25 protein-coding genes are annotated in these 23,133 nt (G+C 45.0%); 15 read left to right on the top strand and 10 right to left on the bottom strand.

Translation table 11 applies throughout. The annotated features are described in order from the left end of the window. Positions 1-19 precede the first annotated feature (19 nt). The 5 genes from KW844_RS00125 to KW844_RS00105 all read left to right on the top strand — a co-directional run bounded on the left by KW844_RS00125 (position 20) and on the right by KW844_RS00105 (position 2,848). Positions 20-694: a cytochrome c oxidase subunit 3 gene (locus KW844_RS00125; RefSeq protein WP_218374687.1), complete on the top strand. Its 675-nt coding sequence runs from the start codon at positions 20-22 to the stop codon at positions 692-694. Positions 695-761: 67 nt separating this feature from the next. Further along, positions 762-1,172 (top strand): cytochrome C oxidase subunit IV family protein, encoded by a 411-nt coding sequence (locus KW844_RS00120; RefSeq protein WP_218374686.1) that lies wholly within the window; start codon positions 762-764, stop codon positions 1,170-1,172. Positions 1,173-1,229: 57 nt separating this feature from the next. Further along, positions 1,230-1,922, top strand: coding sequence for an SCO family protein (locus tag KW844_RS00115; protein WP_218374685.1), 693 nt, complete (start codon positions 1,230-1,232; stop codon positions 1,920-1,922). Between the two features lie 77 nt (positions 1,923-1,999). Continuing rightward, on the top strand, positions 2,000-2,572 hold the full coding sequence (locus KW844_RS00110) for a DUF420 domain-containing protein (RefSeq protein ID WP_218374684.1): 573 nt from the start codon (positions 2,000-2,002) through the stop codon (positions 2,570-2,572). Between the two features lie 60 nt (positions 2,573-2,632). Beyond that, positions 2,633-2,848, top strand: a complete 216-nt coding sequence (locus KW844_RS00105) for a hypothetical protein (RefSeq protein WP_218374683.1) — start codon at positions 2,633-2,635, stop codon at positions 2,846-2,848. 70 nt (positions 2,849-2,918) lie between these two features. Here KW844_RS00105 and KW844_RS00100 read toward each other — a convergent pair whose 3' ends face one another. Both KW844_RS00100 and KW844_RS00095 read right to left on the bottom strand, forming a co-directional pair. Beyond that, positions 2,919-3,533, bottom strand: coding sequence for a MarR family winged helix-turn-helix transcriptional regulator (locus KW844_RS00100; protein ID WP_255578065.1), 615 nt, complete (start codon positions 3,531-3,533; stop codon positions 2,919-2,921). Between the two features lie 119 nt (positions 3,534-3,652). Continuing rightward, a complete protein-coding gene (locus KW844_RS00095; protein ID WP_255578064.1) occupies positions 3,653-4,150 on the bottom strand; it encodes a protoglobin domain-containing protein in 498 nt (165 codons plus the stop codon). 205 nt (positions 4,151-4,355) lie between these two features. Here KW844_RS00095 and KW844_RS00090 point away from each other — a divergent pair, with 205 nt between their 5' ends. Beyond that, positions 4,356-5,630: a chloride channel protein gene (locus KW844_RS00090; RefSeq protein WP_218374680.1), complete on the top strand. Its 1,275-nt coding sequence runs from the start codon at positions 4,356-4,358 to the stop codon at positions 5,628-5,630. Here KW844_RS00090 and KW844_RS00085 read toward each other — a convergent pair. From KW844_RS00085 to KW844_RS00070, 4 genes are all read right to left on the bottom strand, one after another. Beyond that, a complete protein-coding gene (locus KW844_RS00085; RefSeq protein ID WP_218374679.1) occupies positions 5,578-5,904 on the bottom strand; it encodes a multidrug efflux SMR transporter in 327 nt (108 codons plus the stop codon). The two genes, KW844_RS00090 and KW844_RS00085, sit on opposite strands and share 53 nt — an antisense overlap. A 186-nt stretch (positions 5,905-6,090) precedes the next feature. Beyond that, entirely contained in the window at positions 6,091-6,753 is a 663-nt protein-coding gene (locus KW844_RS00080; RefSeq protein ID WP_218374678.1) for a DNA alkylation repair protein, read from the bottom strand. Between the two features lie 2 nt (positions 6,754-6,755). After that, positions 6,756-7,658, bottom strand: coding sequence for a methylmalonyl Co-A mutase-associated GTPase MeaB (meaB, locus tag KW844_RS00075; RefSeq protein ID WP_218374677.1), 903 nt, complete (start codon positions 7,656-7,658; stop codon positions 6,756-6,758). 8 nt (positions 7,659-7,666) lie between these two features. Beyond that, positions 7,667-8,470 carry a glycosyltransferase family 2 protein gene (locus tag KW844_RS00070; protein WP_218374676.1) on the bottom strand — a complete coding sequence of 268 codons (804 nt, stop codon included), beginning with the start codon at positions 8,468-8,470 and terminating at the stop codon, positions 7,667-7,669. A 145-nt stretch (positions 8,471-8,615) separates the two neighbouring features. Here KW844_RS00070 and KW844_RS00065 point away from each other — a divergent pair, with 145 nt between their 5' ends. The 4 genes from KW844_RS00065 to KW844_RS00050 all read left to right on the top strand — a co-directional run bounded on the left by KW844_RS00065 (position 8,616) and on the right by KW844_RS00050 (position 12,152). Then, positions 8,616-9,251 (top strand): LON peptidase substrate-binding domain-containing protein, encoded by a 636-nt coding sequence (locus KW844_RS00065; RefSeq protein WP_218374675.1) that lies wholly within the window; start codon positions 8,616-8,618, stop codon positions 9,249-9,251. 172 nt (positions 9,252-9,423) lie between these two features. Beyond that, entirely contained in the window at positions 9,424-10,722 is a 1,299-nt protein-coding gene (locus tag KW844_RS00060) for a hypothetical protein (RefSeq protein WP_218374674.1), read from the top strand. 116 nt (positions 10,723-10,838) lie between these two features. Then, positions 10,839-11,588 (top strand): LPS export ABC transporter periplasmic protein LptC, encoded by a 750-nt coding sequence (gene lptC / locus KW844_RS00055; RefSeq protein ID WP_218374673.1) that lies wholly within the window; start codon positions 10,839-10,841, stop codon positions 11,586-11,588. Between the two features lie 225 nt (positions 11,589-11,813). Beyond that, a complete protein-coding gene (locus tag KW844_RS00050) occupies positions 11,814-12,152 on the top strand; it encodes a tRNA-binding protein (protein ID WP_218374672.1) in 339 nt (112 codons plus the stop codon). Positions 12,153-12,774: 622 nt separating this feature from the next. On the opposite strand, the gene KW844_RS00045 is transcribed toward KW844_RS00050, so the two are convergent. Next, positions 12,775-14,907 carry a S9 family peptidase gene (locus KW844_RS00045; RefSeq protein WP_218374671.1) on the bottom strand — a complete coding sequence of 711 codons (2,133 nt, stop codon included), beginning with the start codon at positions 14,905-14,907 and terminating at the stop codon, positions 12,775-12,777. A 322-nt stretch (positions 14,908-15,229) separates the two neighbouring features. Between KW844_RS00045 and lysS the strand changes: the two genes are divergently transcribed. The 3 genes from lysS (at position 15,230) to KW844_RS00030 (ending at position 18,506) form a co-directional block, all read left to right on the top strand. Next, positions 15,230-16,744 (top strand): lysine--tRNA ligase, encoded by a 1,515-nt coding sequence (gene lysS / locus KW844_RS00040; protein WP_218374670.1) that lies wholly within the window; start codon positions 15,230-15,232, stop codon positions 16,742-16,744. Between the two features lie 131 nt (positions 16,745-16,875). Then, positions 16,876-17,709, top strand: coding sequence for a universal stress protein (locus KW844_RS00035; RefSeq protein ID WP_218374669.1), 834 nt, complete (start codon positions 16,876-16,878; stop codon positions 17,707-17,709). 41 nt (positions 17,710-17,750) lie between these two features. Further along, positions 17,751-18,506, top strand: coding sequence for a DUF4197 domain-containing protein (locus KW844_RS00030; protein ID WP_218374668.1), 756 nt, complete (start codon positions 17,751-17,753; stop codon positions 18,504-18,506). 103 nt (positions 18,507-18,609) lie between these two features. On the opposite strand, the gene KW844_RS00025 is transcribed toward KW844_RS00030, so the two are convergent. Continuing rightward, on the bottom strand, positions 18,610-19,494 hold the full coding sequence (locus KW844_RS00025; RefSeq protein ID WP_218374667.1) for a flavin reductase family protein: 885 nt from the start codon (positions 19,492-19,494) through the stop codon (positions 18,610-18,612). A gap of 4 nt (positions 19,495-19,498) precedes the next feature. After that, the gene (locus KW844_RS00020) at positions 19,499-20,506 is read right to left on the bottom strand and encodes a fumarylacetoacetate hydrolase family protein (protein ID WP_218374666.1); all 1,008 of its coding nucleotides are present in this window, start codon (positions 20,504-20,506) and stop codon (positions 19,499-19,501) included. Between the two features lie 255 nt (positions 20,507-20,761). On the opposite strand from KW844_RS00020, the gene KW844_RS00015 reads away from it, so the two are divergent. Then, the gene (locus tag KW844_RS00015; protein ID WP_255578061.1) at positions 20,762-21,901 is read left to right on the top strand and encodes a class A beta-lactamase-related serine hydrolase; all 1,140 of its coding nucleotides are present in this window, start codon (positions 20,762-20,764) and stop codon (positions 21,899-21,901) included. Between the two features lie 126 nt (positions 21,902-22,027). Further along, positions 22,028-22,690 carry a sterol desaturase family protein gene (locus KW844_RS00010; RefSeq protein ID WP_218374664.1) on the top strand — a complete coding sequence of 221 codons (663 nt, stop codon included), beginning with the start codon at positions 22,028-22,030 and terminating at the stop codon, positions 22,688-22,690. A 255-nt stretch (positions 22,691-22,945) separates the two neighbouring features. Here the strand turns inward: KW844_RS00010 and KW844_RS00005 are convergent. Next, positions 22,946-23,133, bottom strand: a 188-nt coding sequence (locus tag KW844_RS00005) for a hypothetical protein (protein WP_218374663.1), incomplete at its 5' end; no start/stop codon positions are given.

Below are 23,133 nucleotides of genomic sequence, written 5' to 3'. Positions count from 1 at the left end.
AAATTTTATAAAATAAACAATGGATACAGCAGTTACAGCGAAGAAAAAATGGTGGGCCGGAGGGTATTCTCCATTCAATGTGAACTACGGCAAGTTGATGATGTGGTATTTTCTGTTATCAGATGCGTTCACTTTCGGCGCATTGTTGATTTCATATGGTACCATCCGGTTTTCCAGCCCATCCTGGCCTGATCCGAATGAAGTCTTCAAATCCTTCCCAGGTATGGGACACGCGAACCTTCCGCTGATGTTCGTGAGTTTGATGACCTTCATCCTCATCATGAGTTCTGTAACAATGGTACTGGCCGTTCACGCTGGTCACCACAGAGATAGAAAAGCAGTAGCTAAATGGCTCGCCTGGACCATCGTCGGTGGTATCGCCTTCTTAAGCTGTCAGGCTTGGGAATGGACTCACCTCTATCACGAAGGTGCATGGTGGGGTCGTAATCCTTTCGCTAACGTAGATGGTACTGTTGCCTCTACCAACTTCACCAACTTCTTCTTCACTATCACCGGTTTCCACGGCTTGCACGTAACATCCGGCGTTGTGCTGAATATCGTAATCCTCATTAACGTACTGAAAGGTACTTATGATGACAGAGGTCACTACGAAATGGTGGAAAAAGTAGGTCTCTACTGGCACTTTGTAGATCTGGTTTGGGTATTCGTATTTACTTGCTTCTACCTGCTCTAAGAGAGTACCTTACAAGGTTTATTGACTACTGGAAATTGATTTAAGAATTTTATTAACAGAAATAGAAATGGAACATACTCAATCCTCAGAAATAATAGAACCTGTTCACCACGACTCTTCCACAAAAAAGATCTGGAGAACATTCTGGATCCTGTTGGGTATCACAGTTGCTGAAGTAGGTCTGGCATTCTTACACCTGGAAACCGGTTTTCCTAACAGAATGTTCCTGAACGGAATCTTCGTTATCCTGACCTTCTTCAAAGCATTCTATATCGTAGCTGAATTCATGCACCTCGGTCATGAAATCAAGAATCTGGTAATGACCATCCTTATGCCGCTGCTGCTGTTCATCTGGTTCATTGTCGCATTCCTTTATGAAGGTCACTCCTGGAAAAATATGAGAAAAGATCTCGCTCCAGGTACCAAAGTAGAAGCACCTAAAGCACCGGCTGCCGAAGGTCACGAAAAACACTACTAATATTTTTATTCAACTTAAATAGATAGGATCATCTCACGCAGGGCTTTATTAGGAGTAATGTTGGCGATTTTGGTGCCACTGACTGGTTATCTGATTGTAGATCACTACGGTAAGAATGTTGTACCCATTCCCCGTTACTTCATTCCCGAAAGAGTTGATACTATCATGACAGACGGCAAGGTCTCTTATGATACGGTTTACCATACCATAAGAGACTTTTCCATGTCTAATCAACTGGGAGAAAAAGTGAGTCTTAAAGATATGGAAGGCAAAATTCTGGTGGTAGATTTCTTCTTCACCTCCTGCCCAAGCATCTGCCCCACCCTCACCAAAAACCTGAGATTACTGCAAAGTGCCTACATCAAAAATGATTCACTGCTGCAGATTCTCTCCTTCTCGGTTGACCCTGTCAGGGATTCCGTTGATAAGCTGCGTAACTACGGCTACGACTACAAAGTAAACCCTGACAACTGGTGGCTGCTCACCGGTGATAAGAAAGAGATCTATGACCTCGCCCGTCACGACTTCTTCGTTTCCGTAACGGAAGGCGACGGTGGCCCGGATGATTTCGTTCACACCGAAAAAGTAGTGCTCATCGACAAAAACAGGCATATTCGCGGATATTATAACGGTCTCGACTCTACCGATATGAAAAGGCTGGCTACAGATGTGGCTATCCTCCACCTCGCTAAAGAGAAGAAACGACCGGGATTCGTGAAGTTCCTCAAAGGACTATTCTCCGGAAAATAATATTGCTTAAATAGGTAAGGTGAATAGAGAAAGGTTGTTCACCTTTCTTTATTCACCTTTCACTTTTACGGAATATCATGGATCTGAAAAATAAAAATCTCAATGTCCCGATAGCAATTGTTTCTATTGTTATCCCTGTGCTTGTAGCGGTCCTGTTTTACATGCCGAAGCCGGAACTCCATCCTGGGTTTGATATCAGGATTTTGCCGCTTTTCCATGCCATTCTGAACTCTGCTACAGCAGTATTGCTGGTGGCCAGCCTGTATTTCATTAAAAACAAACAGGTAAAGGCCCACAAAATCACCAATATCATCGCGGTGGTTTTGTCTATCATCTTCCTCCTCTCTTACGTTACCTACCATTCCCTGGCATCAGAAACCAAGTTTGCCGATCTAAACCACAATGGAATAGTAGAAGCTGCAGAGAAAGCTGCCGTTGGCGGCATCAGATATGTATATTATTTCCTGCTGCTGACGCACATTGTGTTGGCCGCCATCATCGTTCCATTTGTGTTGTTCACTTTGCTGAGAGCCTTCCAGAACGATATCCCAAGGCATAGAAAAATTGCCAGAATCACCTGGCCTATCTGGTTCTATGTGGCAGTTACAGGCGTAGTGGTGTATATCATGATATCTCCCTATTACCATTAATAGAAAATACGGGACAGGCTCCCGATTCTTTTGTAATTTTACTATACAAACTAGTAATCGATGAAGAAACTGTGTGTAATAACGCTGGCAGGATGGTTACTTACAACGGGTAACCAGGTGATGGCACAGTGCTCTCTCTGTACCAAAACAGCACAGCAACTCGGCGAGGGCCCCGCTAAAGGCCTCAACAATGGTATCCTTATGCTGGCACTTACGCCGCTTGCAATTATAGGATTCCTTGCTTTCCGTTGGTGGCAAAGCAATAAACACGCTTAAAAATAAGGAACATACGGCAGGAAGATCTCCTGCCGTAAATGTTTTGGTGATTGGTTTTTGCCCTCTCTTATCAGGCTTCTTCCAGCCTTACTTCAAAAGAAGTACAATCCAACCTTAAATCAGCCGGTTTTAAAGCCGACTTCATTAAACTGCAGTAATGTCCCTTTTTCAGGCTATAGTACTGGCAGTTAAAGCACATGCTTTGTGTTGTGGTGATTTCCTGCTGATTCAGCTGATAAATCAGCTGCATCAACTGCTCCAGTAACACTCCCTGCTCTTTCACCGGTACCTGCGCTACACTGTCCTCTAAAGGCTGTGCAAATCGCTCTACCTTCTTTGCCAACACTTTCCCTTCCTTCACCAGCTGTAAGCTGTGACTACGCGTGTCCGTGACACTGGCTTTCCTGACAAGATACTTTTTCTGCTCCAGCGATTTAACGGCATCGCTGATAGTAGCTTTAGTCATGTTGAAATAGGATGCCAGAGACGTAACGGTACGTTTTTCCTCCGGGTAATGCAGCAAATAAGTTAACACCTGAATCTGTATTGGACTTAATCCATACTGTGTGGCCTCTTGCCAGAGAAGCACTCTAAAGGCTTCTGATAAACGCTCCAAAGCGGCGACAACTTTGCTAGATGTATTGTCCGCCTGCTGCTCGGGGCTGAATGTGGATACTTTCCCCATGATAAATTTCGTGCTGTCCTTAATAGTTTGGGGGCAAGGTACAATATTAATATATGGGTGTAAATAGCATATTAGTGACATGTCGATATTCGTAGGCACTTGATAAGATTAGCAACCCATTAACTTTTATCTGTATACGCCCATAGCGCAATGCTTAAAGTAACCGCTTTAAACCAGGCTTGTTTTACATGCATCAGCTGATCGGCCGCTATCCCGGACAAGGCCAATACTTCATTACCAGCCTGTATCACCGGATATGCAAAAGCCGTCAGATAACGGAGGAGTTCAGGCTGCAATGGTCGCAATGGCCCCGCATCTTCCCTCACTGCATTTTCAATCGCCTCCCATTGTGGCTTCCCATCCCTGCTACATATCTGCTGTAGCCATTCACTAAACTTTGAAGCGGCAAACTCTTCCGCAGTGGCTAATTTAAAGTAGTTTGACAGGTAAGTATCCGCGCTGATATAACCATACCAGGCATGCATGATGTTGTTGGCGTGTTGCCTGATGACAGGTGCGGCCAACTGCAGGTATTCATCATCTTTTCTCGTATACATTAACATCCGTCTAAGTAATACCAGATCTCTGAAACGCTGATCTGGCGTGTGCTCAGGCATATCCGCCTGAGGAGTATAATTAAACATATCTGGGCGCTCAATCTGTTGATATATACAATATATGATAAGGTTTCCTAACGGGGAAAATTTTTGCAAGTGATTAACAATCAACGTAGGTGCGTAGAGGTTATAGTTATATTATTTTTTAAATAGTTTTGAGATTTTGGTATTAAGCATATAGATTTGGGCAACAGCGTGTCATTCTATGTATAACCGGCTTTTTCAGTTTAATAGTTATCGTACTCCCCTATTTGCTCCGGAAGGGATTATCGGCGGAAATACGGCGGACGAACCGCCGGTTAAACTTATCAGGATATGTGCATTGGCTTTGGCGGCAGGCCTGTTAGGATCAGCCCTTGCCTTTGGTATTTATTCCACGTTTTTTCTGCTTGGTAACCTGCTCTACCTTGGCCGGTTTTCTTTTGAAGCATTTGATGTTTACTATAGCGGCATTGGATACCTGATTATCCTATTACCTATCCTCACCACTACTGTTTGGTTTTGGGGTAAGCAAAAGAATAAGCCTGGCTATCAGCTGATGTTGGTGGCTATGGTATCCACCGGTGCACCATTGGGATTTGATGCCGTCGTTGTATATTTCAATAGTTTATGGATTGCCAGGTCACAAAAAAGATACGGACTGTCTGTCAGAGAGATGGAAATCCTTACTGTGACTGCCGTTGCAGGCGCGTTAACCTGGTGCTTCGGAACGCCACTGGCGGCCATCGCCTGTTGCATTGAATTATTTTTAGCAGAGCTATCATTGGTAACTGTTTTGCCACTGCTGATTTCAGTGGGCATCACTACTTTTTTTCAATACCACGGGAATCCCCAATTATATGAGTTGCAGGTAGATAACAGTAACGAATATACGCTACTGTGGCTTTATGGTATCATCGGTATTGTATGTGCGCTCCTGGCGGGTTTATACCGTTATCTATACCTCCGGGTACAAACGAAGTTTACATCTCCCTATGATAAAAAAAAATGGCTGATGCTGTTACCTGCACTGGTAGTGGGATTGGCAATATGGTATTATCCTGAAAACTACGGTCCGGGAAATAATTACCTGATACCACTATTGCACGGTGCCGTTACATTTAAAGTTATTTTGCTGATTTGTTTCGGGAGATATTTGTGCAGCCTTATTTACAGTAGCACGGCAAGTACCGGTGCCTCTGTTACTACACTACTGATCATCGGTGCATCGTGGGGATTGCTGACTGGCTTTATATTCCAGCTATCCTTCCCGCACTTGCATGTGAGTAGTACCATGATTGCCCTGGCAGGCATGGCTGCCTTCCTGACCGGCAGTACCCGCGCTGTGCTGACTGCATTGATTTTTACCATCGAAATGAGTCATTCAGCACAGGTACTCCCTGCTGTCAGTATCGCCTGTGCGGCGGCCTATGGCACCACGTACCTCCTTACTCGCCGCCGGAAACAAATTTTAAACCCACAATTGAAGCAATCAGCGTAGCAATAAAAAAGATACGCCATAATGCTGCCGGCTCCTTAAAAAATATCATACCTGCGATGGCAGTGCCTGCTGCGCCAATGCCCGTCCATACTGCATATGACGTGCCTATCGGTAGCCCATTGTTAATGGCTTTGTTCAGAAAAAAGAAGCTCAGCGAAATGCAGATAAAGAAACTGATGGAAGGCCACAGCTTTGAGAAATTTTCCGAATACTTCAGCGAGATGGTGAAGCCTACTTCAAATAATCCCCCAATGAATAGTAATATCCAAGCCATAATAACCAGATTTAATAAATAAAAAAATAGAAAATATTAGAGAGAGGTATGGGCGTAGAATGCCCTACGGACAATAATTAGAGGCCGTAATTGAAAACTGCGTACGCGATTAATATGCCTGTAGTGAAGGTTCGCATGCTGCAAAGATAACATTTTTTACGGTAGAGGGGTTCACTTGTCTTAAACTTACAACAATCGCAATGCTTCTCTTTTGCTGAGTGGCGCCAGCGGATATTGGGCTACAAACGCTTTAACGGATACCGGATTAACCTTTGAATATTCGCGCAGGGCCCATCCAATACCCTTTTGGATAAAAAATTCCTTGCTATGGTTGCACTGCAAAATGTAACGGAACAGTACTTTTTCATCCGTCTGCAACTTCCATCCATTCTGGTAAATGATGGCCCCGCGTTGCAGCCATATATTGTCACTGGCGATCCAGCGATCTGTAATAGCAGCCCTTTGTTCCGGGAATTTTTTAAACCAGGGAGATACTAATCCACTCAGTGTATTATCCACCGTATCCCACCACGATTTTTGCAGGATCATCCATTCGAATAACGCTATATGCGCAGGGATGAATTGCTTGTGCATGGATTGCATGATGTCAATAGCTGCATATTGATATTCGCGCTGTGGCAGTTTCCATAATGCTTTTACCAGCGCCGGCATTTCAGTAATCGCAGGCACGCCGTGTGTAGCTTTGAGGCCGCGCAGTAATAGTTTCCGCTGTGGTGACTTGATGCCGCAGAACTCAAACTGATCACGCATGTATTTCTTCATGGCTACTGCTTCGGTGGCATTAGCCGCTGTTTCAAACTCCTGGATAATCAGTGGAAGGTAATTCATGATCAGCTTTTAGATCTGATATAACCGTAAAGGTTAAACGAAGATGTGTCGAGTAGCATCTTTATCTCTGCCTGTAGGCTTTTTTTGCTAATATCTTTCATGCGACGGTATTGAATCAGCTGATAGGCTTTTTCCGCCAGCAGTAAGGAGTGCCGATGTTGGTTGTTGGTAGCCAATTGCTGATGTTTGTCTATCGCATCCGTAATTTCGTGTATGCCTTGCTGTTGGGTAGCCACTGATTTTACTACTGGTATTTCCCATCCATCGTGCTGGCGTGTATGAGCAAGGAGGCGCAGATTTTTTACAAATTCATCTGCATTTGCCCGGTCCGCTTTATTGACCACAAATATATCTGCGATCTCCATAAGGCCTGCTTTCATGGTCTGAATTTCATCACCGGCCTCCGGAACTACCACCACGATAGTTGTATCTGCAATACCGGCAATTTCGACTTCGCTTTGTCCAACACCCACTGTTTCTATAAAAAGGTAGTCAAAACCTGCTGCTTTGACCAGGTCGCTCACCTCAATAATTTTAGGGCTGAGCCCGCCAAGTGCACCGCGACTCGCCATAGACCGGATAAACACGTTGGGATTATTGTAATGCTGACTCATCCTTATCCTATCGCCCAGGAGCGCGCCATAATTGAATGGTGAGGAGGGGTCTACAGCTATGATGGCTATTTTTTTACCAGTGGTAAGCAGGTGTTGTATAAGTGCATTGACCAGTGTGCTTTTACCGGCCCCGGGAGGGCCGGTAATCCCAATAACTTTTGTAGGTGAGTGCTGGGGAAGGGCTTCCAGGAGCGCTTCATAGCCCGTGGCCTCGTTTTCCACCAGGGAAATGCAGCGGGCAAGTGATTTGATATGATGCGATCTGAGTCCCTCAAGCAGTGACTGGTCCATGTCGAAATTTATTTGTCCAGGTATTCGCTCAGCCCTTTGGTCGCCACTTTCTTATTGCCAGCTATGGCGACTTCTGTGAGCCGAACATTCTCCAGGTGCGTGCTCCGGGAAGCTTCATTATGAAACAGGTGATATACTACTCCCCTCATTTTAATGAATTTCTTACGGATACCTGAATTTAATAATCTGATTGCAATATCGGTGTCTTCCATCCCCCAACCAACAAAGATTTCGTCGTAGCCATTCACCATGATGAGGTCTTTCTTCCAGAAAGCCATGTTGCAGCCTTTTACGTAGTATTTATGGCGGCCCTTCATTTTGTATTTTTTCGCCATGAAGTTGGCAACCAGGGGAATGCGCATGGAATTGAAGCGGTATCCTGCAGGAATCCGTTTTATATCCAGGGACTGATCTACGAACACCTGTTCGGTGATTTCTTTGGTAAGGCACACCCTGCTGCCGGTCACAAAATATCCTGGTTCTGCGGTGGCAATATGATCAGCGATAAAATGTTTTTCCAGGATCAGGTCCCCATCCAGCTGGATTACATAGTCGCCGCTGGCTGCAGCAATTCCTTTGTTTCGGATCTGTGCCAGGCGGAATCCATCATCCGGTTGCCAGATATGAATCAGCGGCACTGGAAAATTTTGTTGAAAGGATTTGATGAGCTCCGTGGTTTCTTCACGGGAACCGTCATCTGCTACAATGACTTCTTTAGGCATAACAGTTTGCTGCCGCACGCTCTCCAGGCATAATTTGAGGGCTGCAGGCCAGTTGTAGGTGGCAATCAGTAAGGTGACTGTAGGTCGCATAAGGTAAATAGTAAAAGTACAGTATAATTAGAATATGATTCTCAGTTTGATGCTTACATTTAAGCGGTTGGCATTACCAGTTGTTACATTTATCCTGTGATGTAACTATATGATTTTATAACTTTAGCAAATAACGACAATTTGAATGACTAATTTTATTCCCATATTTCCTCTTGGCATTGTGGCTTATCCGGGTGAGCAGCTGAATCTGCACGTTTTTGAGCCAAAATATAAACAAATGGTGGCTGAATGTGTGGCGGAAGGGCGGCCTTTCGGTATCCCGGCCGTGGTGGATAAGAAGGTAATGGAGTATGGAACCCTGGTGAAAGTGGAAAAGGTGGATAAGCTGTATGATAATGGGGAGATGGATATTGTTACCAGGGGCGAGCGTGTCTTCAGGGTACTGGAGCTGGTGCAGCAGATTCCGGATAAATTATATGCCGGGGCGATCGTGAGCTATCCGGAGAATGATATGTCGGTGAGTGAGCGCCTCCGGGAAGAGGTATTGCACGGGGTCCGGGAGTTACATGCCATTTTACAGGTACATAAATCTTTCTCCAAACCGGATCTGCAGTTGATGTCATATGATGTAGCACATCACGCAGGTCTTTCATTATCAGAGGAATATGATATGCTGCACTTGTTTTATGAAGTACAACGCCTGGAATTTCTGAAGCAACATCTTCATAAAGTAATCCCCATGATGGCGGAAATGGAACGCCTGAAGGAGCGCGTAAAGTTGAATGGACATTTCCGGAATTTATCAGCCGGGGATATTTGATAACAATTATGCAGATGATGATCTGGTAAGGATTTGCGAAGAAAAAAGTGCCAACTTTAACGAGGTTTTAACAGGCCTGAATTTGGTTTTTTTTGCTTCCCGCCTTAAAAATTAGATATTTGCAGACCCATAATTAATCTGATAACGGGTTTAAAAACAATTCTGTAACTCAATGCATCGGACAAAAGCCAGCATTCTTTGTTTATTCGGGGCAGTTTTTCTGCTCGCAAATAATGCCACAGCACAGGATAATTCACCATATTCCCGTTACGGACTGGGTGATCTGAATAATAACCAGAATATTGTCAATCGCGGTATGGGTGGTGTTTCTCAGGCCTATAGTGATCCCACATCTGTGAACTTCATTAACCCGGCGAGTTATTCCAACTTACTTTTAACATCTTTAGATATAGCCGTTGAAGGTGGTGCCCGCAACATTAATGATGGGGGCGGTAGTTTCAGCAGCGGTTTCGGTACACTCTCCTACCTTCAGTTAGGTATTCCTATCAAGAAAAAGTGGGGTATGAATCTGGGGCTTCGCCCGGTTTCAAGAGTATCCTACAATATTCAGGAGCCGGTTACCGGCAATTTCTTCGATACAGTACGTTTGCCACTGATCAACCGTTACGAAGGCAGTGGTGGTTTATACCAGCTGTATGCCGGTACTGGTGTGGGCATTGGTAACTTCTCCATTGGGGTAAACATCGGGTACCTCTTTGGTAACCTGGAAAATAATACCACTATTATTTATCCGGGACAAACCATTTTTGCTTCCCGCCGTATGAATCGCATCAGCTACAACAGCTTTTTCTACAAGGCCGGGGTGCAGTATAAAGCGAAGCTCTCCAAAGATCTGGACCTCCAGTTGGGTGCGAGCGGAAGCCTGAACCAGAACATGAGCGCCAGAAGAGCGCAGCTGCATGAATCAGTTATCTACGATGCTTCTTCCAACAATTTCACCAACCAGGATACGGTATTGTATACCAAAGGTGCCAAAGGAACCGTGGTATATCCTACGGAGTTTGGTGGTGGTTTTATGCTGCGTAAGGCTGACAAATGGCAGGTGGGTGCTGACTTCAACACCACCAGCTGGCAGGATAACTTCAAAGTGTTTGGTACACCAGACCCGGAAACGCAGAATAGCTATAAAATGTCGGTAGGTGGCCAGTTTGTTCCTAACCTGAATGCACTGAGTGGTTATTGGAACAGGGTAGCTTATCGCCTGGGTGCTTACTACGGTAAGGACTATATTTACCTGAAAGAGAAGGATATGCCTTTATTCGGGGCTACTATCGGTGCCGGTTTACCGGTTCGCCGCCTGCCTTACAGCAACCAGTACAGCATGCTCAACCTGGCTTTGGAAATAGCCCACCGCGGCAATTCCGAAACAGCGCTGAAAGAAACCGTTTATCGCTTTTCCATTGGCTTTACGCTGAGCGACAGATGGTTTATCAAACGTAAATACGATTAACAGGATACAATAGCCTGATTATCTACATAACTTAATAGTAATGCAGTGTATGGTTGGGGAGGTAAATTCTTTTTATCTTCGCCTCGCATTCACTGCATTTCTTTTTTAACAGATCCATGATTAAAAGGATTTCATATTTCTTGTTGTTGGCAGCGCTGTTTAGCAGCTGTGAAAACGATATTGCTGCTGTAATGGCTTTTGACGCCAAGAAAGCAGCCGTGGAAAACGGAACGGATATCGTGACTATATTCAGCCAGGGAGGCCGGGTGAGTGCCAAGCTTACGGCGCCTGTAATGGAAAGAAGTTTGGAGCGCCCCAGTTATGTAGAGTTCAAACAAGGGCTGAAAGTGCTGATGTACGATTCCCTGCTGAACCTCACCAGCACCCTCACCGCCAAACATGGTAAGTATATGGAGGAGGAAGGGTTCGTTTACCTGCGCGACAGTGTGGAGCTGATTACCGTAAAAGGTGAAAAGCTGGAGAGTAACGAGCTGAATTATGACCCGCACCGCAAAATATTCTACTCTACCAAGGAGGTATTCATTACCACGCCCACTTCTCAGTTACATGGCTGGGGGCTGGAAGCCAACGAGGATTTTTCTGTAAAGAAGATATTGAGCGTAAGCGGACCTATTACCCTGGAAGACAGTACGGCCATGTCGGAGGATTCTACAGTAAATGCGGTGCCTTCTGCGGCTACCCCTACTGTTCCTGTGCCGGCAAGTACAACTGTAGCGCCTGCGGCACCAGCATCTCCCATACCCACTGGTGTACAGGCGGGAGCAAATGCACCAGTGATACCACCTAACGTTCTGCGTCCCCGCCCGGCGATATTAAAGGTGCAAAAAGATACCACTATACACTAAGTTTTATAACGGCATTGCCTAAACGAAAGAACCCCACCTGCAGAGGTGGGGTTCTTTCGCTTTAACCTATTTTTTAACCTAAAATTTGATCACATTAAAACCAATAATTATGCCAGACTCATGCTTTAAACCCAGAAATATCAAGGGTTTTTGCACTAGATATCTTTATTTTTAGGCTTGACATTTTGCATAAGGATCTTTACATTTATTAAATAACTTAAACGCATGGAATTAATCACCTGGCAGGATTTTGAAAAGGTAGAAATGAGAGTTGGAACGGTGGTGGAAGTGAATGACTTCCCGGAGGCACGCAACCCCTCCTACCAGTTAGTTATTGATTTTGGGCAGGAGATCGGACTCCGTAAATCCTCCGCTCAGATAACTGTTCTTTATAAAAAAGAGGAACTCCTAGGCAAACAGGTTGTTGCTGTCGTAAACTTCCCCAAAAAGCAGATCGCCAGGTTCATGTCGGAGTGCCTGGTTCTGGGCGCCGTTGGCGCTGATAAGTCTGTAACCCTCTTGCAGCCTGGACTTCCAGTCGAAAACGGATTGCGCATTGCGTAAAAAAATAATACGAACTAATCTAGTGGGTACTTTTAGTTGATAGTTAGTCGACTATATATATGTATTAGCGATAATTATTTTTTATTAATAATATCACATTATTTATAATATAATAACATATTTACCATTATCCCCACTTTACGAACAAAACCTTAACGTTCACGGAAATGAAAACACAGGAGAAAATGAAGGATATATCTTTGTTATAGGTTTTTCATAGGATATGGTTAAAATTATTACAAGGGCGGTATTCTTACCACCCTTTTTTCTTTCTCTAACTGAGAAAAAACCTGTCCATTTTATCCCGATGCCTCTTTTATATGTTGAATTAACCCCACAGTTATTATATATATAAATTCATAAAGTGATTTTCCTACTCATACGTTAACCCCGATTTTCTACACGTTCCCCGGTTAAAATATATCATTCACTAAAAAGGGCTTTCACCATATGGTAAAAACGGCCATCTTTGGTATAGGTTTTTCAATAAAGATATGGTTAAAATTTTTCGGGGCTGTAGTCTTGCAGCCCCGTTTCTTTTTCAAAAAAGATCATCCCTATATTATTATATACACAAAAACCCGGCCTGCTGGCCGGGTTTCGTGTTTTTATAGCTTTATGATTACTTCGTAAAGGCGGCCGGGAAGGCTTTGTCCAGCAGGTTATTATAGATAAACCTGTAAGATTCGCTGTTGGAATGCACGTTTTTAGGAGGGCTCCATCCATGACGTTCGCCAGGATAAAGCATGAACTCGAAATGCTTATTCATGTTCTCCATCTTATCGATCAGCTGGATACAGTTTTGCATGTGTACGTTATCATCCATGGTACCGTGGGTGATGCGGAGTAAGCCGTGGTATTTTTCTACATAAGGCATTACCGCGGTTTTCTTATAGCCATCCGGATTTTCAGCCGGGGTATCCATATAGCGTTCGGTATAGTGGCTGTCGTACAGTTGCCAGTCGGTTACCGCAAAGTTGCCCATGCCGTAATTAAACACATCGGCGCCGTAGGTCAGGGCCATACAGGTCATGTAACCACCAAAGCTGCCACCGGTCATACATACCTTATTGGTATCCGCCCATGGCTGGGAACGTAACCAACGGGTGGCGTCCATATAATCCTCAATTTCATGAATACCCAGGTTGCGGTGGATGTAGTTCATCCCGGCTTTACCCAGCTGTCCGCTGCTACGGTTGTCGATAGCTACCTGAATCACACCTTCCTGTGCCCACCACTGGGTTACATTCGTCTGTTTCCAGGTATCGTAAACGGTGCCGGCATTAGGGCCACCGTAGATGCTGATCAGGATCGGATAACGTTTACCAGCCTCCATATGCACCGGCATGGAAATGGTCATTGGCAGTTCCAGTCCATCGCGGGTTTTGTAGTACTTCAGCTCCGTTTTGGCCACATTATATTTGTCGAAATCAGTCCCTTTGCTATCGCCCAGCTGGCGAATCACTTTACCGTTATTATCCACAATAGCCATTTTAGCAGGAGTAGATAAGTTGCTATAAGTGGTAATAAAATACTTAGCACCTGGCGCCATGCTCACAATATTGTGGTATTCACCACTGGTGAGGCGGGTCAGGGCACCGTTTTTCATACTTACCTTATACAAATCAAAGCGGGTAGATGCTTCTTTACGGCCTACGAAATACACCACTTCGTTCTTCTGATCAATTTCAAGTACTTCTTTTACGGTCCAATTGCCGGAGGTCAGTTGCTTTTTCAGGCTGCCATCCATGTTGTGGAGGTAGAGGTGCGACCAACCGGTTTTATCGCTCTGCAGCAGGAAACCTTTGTTATTGTCCAGGAAAGGTACGGCATCAAACCAGTCGATCCAGGTTTTTTGCTTTTCGTCGTAGATTTCTTTCTTGGCGCCGCTTTGCGGGTTGATGCTGTATATTTTCAGGTTGTCCTGGCCACGGGGCATCCACTGAATCCAGAGGTTTTTGCTGTCGGCCGTCCAGAATGGGGTGCCAAAGTACTGGTCATCGTTTTCATTAAAATCGGCCCAAACGGTAGCACCGCCAGTAACCGGAACCACGCCCAGTTTCACTGCCGGGTTAGGGTCACCTGCCTTAGGATAACGGGTGTTTTCGAGATAGCCATGTTGCCCTTTCTCGCTGTAGATAGGGAATACAGGCACTTTGGTATCATTAAAGTGCATGTACGCGATATTTTTACTGTCGGGGCTCCACCAGAACGCGCGATATTTAGTAGGCCTGCCAAGGATTTCCTCGTAGTACACCCAGGATGCCCAGCCGTTGTAAATCACGTCGGTGCCATCGTTGGTATACCTGGTTTCTTTTTTAGATGCTATTTCTACACTGTATAAGTCATTGTTACGGGTAAAAGCCACGTACTTACCATCCGGGGAAAGGGTAGGATTTTTTTCCTGCTCTTTGTCGTTGGTGAGCTGGATGGTTTTACCATCGTTGCCGGTGTAGAAAACGTCATTGTTACGTACATCCACGATCGGGCCACCCACCGGTGCTGTATATACGGTGGCGTTGCCGGTGCGGGCATCAATGCTGTAAGCTTGTCCCTGGCGGATTTCGATGTAATGATCTCCATCTGCCCAGCCTCTTACTGCTGGCAAAGGAACCGTGATATTGCTGGCCTTACCCTTAAAGGCCTGCTCAAAGCTGATATCCTGCTTGTTTTGTGCTTTCAGCTGGGAAACGGCCAGCAGGCATAGGGCTGCGCCGGTAATACAGGTTGGTTTCAACCGCTGTACAATTCTCATAAAGTGATAATATGAATTTAGCTGTTAGATAGTGTTGGTGGGCGAAAATACGGATTCAGGCACATAACATCCGCATAAAATTCCATGAACGGAAGGCCGCTTTACCTCCTATGAAAGAATATCCTCCGGTTACCCCCTGAAATGCCCCGGATGCAAAGTATTTCCACAATTTGCAGTGTCTGCGCTTAATTTTATTCCGGTTTTCATAGGATATGGTCAAAAAGTAAGGGGCTGTAGTCTTACAGCCCTTTCCTATGCTTATAATTCACTTTCCTTGTTCCTTCTGCTTTATTCAGTTAAATTTGCACTCCAATTAAATCACATGACACAATTATCTGAGCAAGAGATTATCCGCCGGGAAAAATTACAGGAGCTGCAGAAACTGGGCATTGAGCCTTATCCTGCTGCCGAATACCCGGTTAATGATACTTCCGTAAACATCAAAACGAACTATTCGGAAGAAACGAAGGAGCAATTCCAGGATATATGCCTGGCAGGTCGTATTATGAGTGTTCGTGATATGGGTAAGGCCGCATTCGTAGAATTACAGGATGCAGCAGGCCGTATCCAGCTCTATGTACGCCGTGATGACATTTGCCCTGGTGAAGACAAAACCATGTATGACGTGGTTTTCAAGAAGTTAGCAGATATAGGCGATTTAGTTGGAGTGAAGGGATACGCATTTATCACCAAAACAGGTGCTACTTCCGTACATGCCCGTGAATTTACCATGCTTGCAAAAGCTCTACGCCCATTACCGATCGTAAAGGAAAAAGAAGGCGAAACATTCGACGCCGTTATTGATCCTGAATTTAAATATCGTCAGCGTTATGTGGATCTGATCATCAATCCACAGGTCAAAGAGGTTTTCGTGAAACGCACGAAAATCATGCAAACCATCCGCGATTTCTATAACAACCTCGGCTACCTGGAAGTAGAAACACCGATCCTCCAGCCTATCCCTGGTGGCGCCGCCGCCCGTCCGTTCGTTACTCACCATAACGCGCTGGATATGCCGCTGTACCTGCGTATCGCTAATGAGCTGTACCTGAAACGCCTCATCGTAGGAGGCTTTGAAGGAGTGTACGAATTTGCGAAAGACTTCCGCAACGAGGGTATGGACCGTACCCACAATCCGGAATTCACCGTAATGGAAATGTACGCGGCCTACAAAGATTACGAGTGGATGATGACCACCACCGAAACCCTGCTCGAAAAAGTGGCTATCGCATTACACGGTACCACCAAAGTGCAGGTAGGTGAAAAGGAAATTGACTTCAAAGCACCATTCCGTCGTGTAACCATGTACGATGCCATTAAGGAGCATACCGGGTTCGATATCTCTGATATGAACGAAGAGCAACTGCGTGAAGTATGCAAAAAACTCGATATCCACGTAGATCCTAAAATTGGTAAAGGCAAACTGATCGATGAAATCTTCGGTGAAAAATGCGAAGGCCATTACATTCAGCCAACTTTCATCACAGATTACCCAGTGGAAATGAGCCCGCTGACAAAAAAACACCGCAACAAACCTGGACTGGTAGAGCGTTTTGAGCTGATGGTAAATGGTAAGGAAATTGCCAACGCCTACAGTGAGCTGAACGATCCTATCGACCAGCGCGAGCGCTTTGAAGAGCAAATCCAGCTCATGGAACGTGGGGATGACGAAGCCATGTATATCGACTACGACTTCCTGCGCGCACTGGAATACGGTATGCCGCCAACCTCCGGTATCGGCATCGGTATCGACAGGCTTACCATGCTGATGACCAATCAGCCTTCCATCCAGGATGTACTCTTCTTCCCGCAGATGAAGCAGGAAAAAATGGACTAACAAAAAATAACATTAAATAACATTTGTAAAAAGCTGACCGGCATTAACTGGTCAGCTTTTTGCATTACAGACGTGGAACATTTTAGCGGCTACTTCGTTAAAGTAAATGTCATCCTTTAAACTTACCCGACATGAAAACAATCCTCGTTCCTACCGATTTCTCTGATATAGCTTACAACGCAGCTGCCTACGCTGTTGACCTCGCCCGCTCTATGGGAGCTGAAAGGGTATTGTTTTATCATGCTTACGAGCTGATAGTGCCTATCCCGGATGTGCCCACCGCCGTGCCCATGGTAAATGCTGATGACCTGCGTGATGCCAGTTTGGAAGGACTCGATAAGATGAGGAAAGAACTACAGCCGCTGGCCACCGAAAAAGTATCACTGCTCACCCGTGCAGATAATACCCTGCTGGCAGCCACCATTAACGACGTATGTAAACAGGAAGAAGTAGACCTGATCATTATGGGCATCACAGGTGGCAGCAAACTGGAGGAAATCCTGGTGGGCTCCAATACCATAGATGTTGTAAAACAAACAACCACACCAGTAATGATTATCCCAGGCCACGCCAGGTTTAAGCCTATTGAAAAAATTGTATTTGCCTGTGACCTGCGCCAGGTAGTAGATACCACCCCAATGGACTTGCTACGCAAACTACTGAACCTTTTTAATGCTGAAATCCATGTGATCAATATAGACCATCAGAGCAGGCATTTTACTACCGATACGCCGTTTGAAACACTGATGCTGGATACACTGCTGGAAGGTTATAGTCCGGTGTATCATTTCATTGATAATCCGAATGTAGTAGATGGAATTGTCACATTTGCAGAAGCCAATCATGCCGACCTGCTGCTGACCATCCCTAAAAAGCATGGCCTTTTCGAAAGCATTTTCAAAAGAAGCAGCACCAGCAAGCTGGCATTCAAAACTCATATCCCTTTGCTCACAATACACGAATAAATGTATACTTTTGATTTATTATAGGTAATCATCATAACACTATGCTTAAACGATCACTGTTAGTACTGCTGGGTGTATTTACCCTTCAGGCCAGCCAGGCACAGATTTTAGATAAACTCAAAAAACTGAGCCAGCCAAAAACCACTACCACTACATCTACCACCTCCGGAACTACCTCTTTGTCCACCATCACCCAGGGCGATGCGGGAACAGCCATTAAAGAAGCACTGTCCAAAGGCGTAACTGCCGGTATACAAAAGCTGAATAAAACTGACGGATTCTTCGGCAATGAAATTTATAAAATGCTGTTACCGGAAGATGCCGTTAAAGTTGGTAACACCTTGCGTCAGCTGGGAATGGGTAGTCTGGTGGATAAAGCTATTTTACAGATCAACCGTTCCGCTGAAAAAGCAGTAGGATTTGCAGCACCCATCTTTGTGGATGCTATTAAGCAAATGACACTTACCGATGCCCTGAACCTGGTAAAAGGTGGCAACACCTCTGCTACAGATTATTTCAAAAGCAAAACTACCGATAAGCTGAAAGCTGCTTTTGCACCTGTAGTAAAAAGCTCACTGGATAGTACACTGGCCACCAAATATTATGGTGATGCCGTTACTACCTACAATAAGCTGCCAACCACGTTCAATAAAATCAATCCTGACCTCCAGGACTATGTAACCACAAGGGCGGTAGCTGCGCTGTTTGATCAGATTGGTAAGGAAGAGCAGAATATCCGTGCTAATCCGGTTGCCAGAACCACTGATATCCTGAAAAAAGTATTCGGCGCGAAATAATTGATCAAATAGAGAACTGTATCGAACTTTTTAAGTCGGCAGCTGCCGCGTCAGGCGCGACACTATACAGCCGATATTAAAAATTCCGATACAGTTTTTTTATTTATACATTTCCGGAAAGCAGCACCTGCCAGGCCTCTGTCACTTTATTTTGCATAAGTAGCTTTTGCGCATAGGTATGCAGCTCCTTTTCCATTTCATCCGGGGTAATGCTGTAATACTGAACGATCTGTTTCAGATGATCATCTTCAAAAGCCGGATCAATCACCGGCATTTCATGCACATTACCTAGTTGGCCCAGGTTATTTCCCGTTAGGATGTTACTTTGCCTGATGCCTAATGGCAATGCATCTACGCCGATGCCTAGTTTGGTATTAGGTTTTGCTACTTCAAACACAGCATCACCGGAGGCGCGGCAATAGTAGTCGCCTCCCATACGGGCCACCAGGTCAATTTTATGTGGGTCGATTTTACCCTGCTCATCAAGTATCGATTCGTTAATGTGGATAAACACCGGTTCACAAATCACCAGGTTGCCGGCGCCGCCTTCCTGCCCTGTGGCAATTACTTCTCTCACCTGACATTCAAACTGCACGGGACTTTCCTTTACCCGGAAAGGCTTTACTTTTTCTGATGGCAGCGGGGTAAACCCTGCTTTTTCAAATTCGTTTATGCCTGCGGGATATTCGCAGCTGGCAAGGCTGGTTTGCTGTACCATGGCGTAATTCACCACATTAATTACCACCTGGCCGGTGGCCTGGATGTTTTCCAGTGTATGCTTCACCGTATTATCGCGCACGCGGCGGGATGGAGAAAATATCAGCGTCACCGGGTTGCTGCCAAATACGTTGAAAAAACTGAAGGGCGATAAATTAGGCACACCATCTTTATCAACCGTGCTGGCAAAGCAGATTGGCCGGGGAGAGATGGCACCCAGCAGGTAGGCATGCAGTTCGCTGGTTTTGATGGACTTCGGATCGATCTGCATGCGATTATGGTTTTTTCTTTAAGGCGAGGATAGAGAAGTCGCTTTCTTCTTTCACGATGGTATTTTTTAATACACCCAGTCCTGCAATTTCCATTTCCACTACATCGCCTGGCTGCAGCCATTGCTCCTGGTAAGCAGGGTCATTGAGTTTACCGGTGCCGTTCAGTTCCAGGAAGCAGCCGGTACCTACGGTGCCGCTACCAATCACATCTCCCGGGAGGATATTGGCGCCATAAGCACAACGCTCCAGGATTTCGGCAAAAGTCCAGTCCATATCTCCCATATTTCCTTCACTTACCTGGATGCCGTTTACCTTACAGGTCATTTTCAGGTTGTAATTGTTACCGGTATGGCCTGGTTTGGCAGGTATCAGGAATTCTTCCAGTTCATCCGGAGTTACCAGCATTGGGCCTATCACGGTGCTGAAGTCCTTCCCTTTTGCGGGGCCCAGGTTGAGCTTCATCTCCTCCATTTGCAGGGTTCGGGCGCTCATATCGTTCATGATCATGAAACCTCCGATATAATCATCTGCTTCTGCTGCGGTGATATTGCGTCCTGGCTTGCACACCACGATAGCCGCTTCCAGTTCAAAGTCGAGCTTATCGAAATGATCAGGCATGCAGGCAACATCGCCGGGACCCTGAATGGCATTATGGTTAGTGAAATAGAAGATAGGATATTCGTCAAATTCCGGGATCATCTCTACCTTCCGGTTTCTTCTGGCGGCAGCTACGTGCTGGCGGAAAGCATATCCATCGCGGCAGGAGGTAGGGAATGGAATAGATGCCAGGATCTGTACTGATTCTACAGGAATGCCGTTGGCTGGCTTGTTGCCGGCTTTCAGCCGGGCATCGGCATGTTTCGCTATGTCAATCACATCTTCCCAGACCATCAGCAACATCTGCATGTTATTAGGTAAATCGGGATGAAGATCCTGTGTGTTATACAGTAATCCGTCTACCAAAATGGCCAGTTGATCGGTCTCTTCTCTTAAATAGGTTACGAGTTTCATGATTATTGTGTAAGTTCTGGTTGTATGATTTACAATGGTCAAATATAAGAAATGTGAAGAAGGGGCTTTAGCCACCGGAATATTTTTTATAAATTCAGGTAGGGGAATGTTTCCCGGAGCACGTCTTTATTCAGAACCACCTGCTATATGCGCTATAAATTGTTGATAATCCTCAGTTGCTTACCATTGTTTCTCCTGGCCCAGGAGCGAACAGATAGCTTACTACAGCGGTTATTAACCGGAAAAAGCAGCCCTTTGCTACAAAGGATATTACAACAACCGGATTCTTTTCGTTATCAACTGATTTATACAGAGATAAATAGGGATCAGCAGAACGTCCCCCATTTCAGAAATTATTATTTCCATGTCAACGCTGACAAATACTACAATCCCGCCAGTACGGTTAAGCTGCCGGTAGCTGTTCTGGCATTGGAAAAGCTTAAATCTCTCCGAAATAAAGGCATCGGCCGGTTTACTACTATGCTGACGGATAGCACCCGCAGTGGTCAGATAAATGTACATGCAGATACCAGCACTGCCAATGGATTACCTTCGATCGGGCACTATGTGAAAGAGATATTTCTGATCAGCGATAACGATGCCTATAACCGGCTGTATGAATTCACCGGTCAGCAGCAGATCAATGAAAGACTGCAGCGGATGGGTTATGCCCATACCCGTATCGTGCGGCGTTTTATGCCATCTACGGAGGACGAAAACCGCTGCTCCCCCGCTATCCGCTTCGTGAATAAAGACAGTGTATTGCTGTACGCGCAGGCACCGGCATGCAGCACCATGCCATTCGATTATAGCAAAGCTATTACTATCGGTAACGGCTACTTCGACAAGGATGACAAACTGGTTCCGCTGCCGATGGATTTTACACGACATAATATTTTTGCATTGGAAGACTTACAACAGGTGTTGCAATCCGTACTTTTTCCTGCCTCAGTGTCCGCAGAAAGGCGTTTTGACCTGGATAGCGGCGACTATCGTTTTCTCTGCCAATATATGTCCGAATACCCTTCCGAATCTGATTATCCACATTATGACACCACGGAGTACTACAATAGTTTTACTAAGTTTTTCTTTTTTAAAGCAGGTCATCAAAACATACCGGGGCATATACGTGTATTCAATAAGGCAGGTTGGTCATATGGATTTTTAACAGATGCTGCTTATATCGTTGATTTCAAAAATAACGTGGAATTCATGCTTACGGCGAATATTTATGTTAACAGCGATGGTGTTTTGAATGATAATAAATATGAATATGATGAGGTGGGATACCCGTTTTTTAAAGAAACAGGTGAGTTAATTTATGAATATGAATTGGGGAGAAAACGTGCGTATACTCCTGATCTGAATGATTTCAAAATAAATTATTCTCAGTAAATTTGCACCGCGTTTTAGGCAAACCTTGACGAAAGGTAGTTAAGGACAGTTTCCCAAATTGTATCAGTACATAGATTAGATAGGTTTTATTCATTTCCCGTAATCCACTTAAAAAACAGGGGAGTCATGAAGTTTGAAAAGATTAAGAACAAAGGACAGGCAAGATTATTTGAGAGCCAATACCTCGAGATGCTCACGAAAACGCATCCACTGGTAATCTGGGGTATGTATATACCAATTATCAGCTACATGTTGTATTACAGCCACGACACATTAGGGTTTAAGGTGAGCACGGTGGCCATGATATTTTTCGGGGCTATGTTTTTCTGGTCCTTTTTTGAGTATATCATGCACCGCTTTATGTTTCACTTTGCGAGCGATAGTCCAAAGGTGCAGCGGTTTATCTATGTAATGCATGGTAATCACCATGAGTATCCAAGGGATAAGCAGCGATTGTTTATGCCGCCGGTACCCAGCCTGATACTGGCTTCTGCCATATTCGGGGCGCAGTATATTTTCCTGCGTCAGTATACCTTCATGTTTTTTCCAGGCTTTTTGTTGGGATACCTGATTTACGGCAGCATGCACTACGCCATCCACGCGTGGAATCCTCCGTTTAAATTCTTGAAGCCCTTATGGCGTAATCACCACCTGCATCATTACAAAAGCGAGGACAAAGGCTTTGGCGTTAGCTCCTCCGTATGGGATGTGGTATTTGGTACTTTCTTCGATCTGGACAAGGAGAAGGAAGACAAGGAAAAAGTAAAGGAACTGATGTTCAACAAGTAGTTGATGTCTCCATAAAAAAAGCCGGATAATCAAAGGATTATCCGGCTTTTTTGTGTGCGCCAGGCATGGCGATCTGCTATAGGGTGCAAGTCCCGAACCCACTTTGTAGTAGGAAGGGTTAGCCAATAGCAAGGGTGTCGCGGGCGACTGCGAATCTGAAGGAAGCTGGCGGCAAATATGGGAGCCTACGAACAGAAACTGTATATAAGGCAGAAATGATGCGGGTGATGTCGCACAACAAACAAAAGCCCGATACTACACAGACATCATTATGTAAATACAGAGGCTACATCCATAGAAAGCATATCGTCTTACCCTGGGAGATCTGTCTGTATACTTGTCAATGGTATGCGCGAATGCCGGAGAAGAAACAATAGCCAGAATAATAATGGCTAACTGGTACAGGCAGAAGTCAGCCGAAGCCGTAGTACTGTTTTTTTTTT

Source organism: Chitinophaga sp. sic0106 (genome assembly GCF_019219075.1).
Lineage (GTDB): Bacteria > Bacteroidota > Bacteroidia > Chitinophagales > Chitinophagaceae > Chitinophaga.
This window is presented reverse-complemented; position numbering and strand designations above follow the sequence as displayed.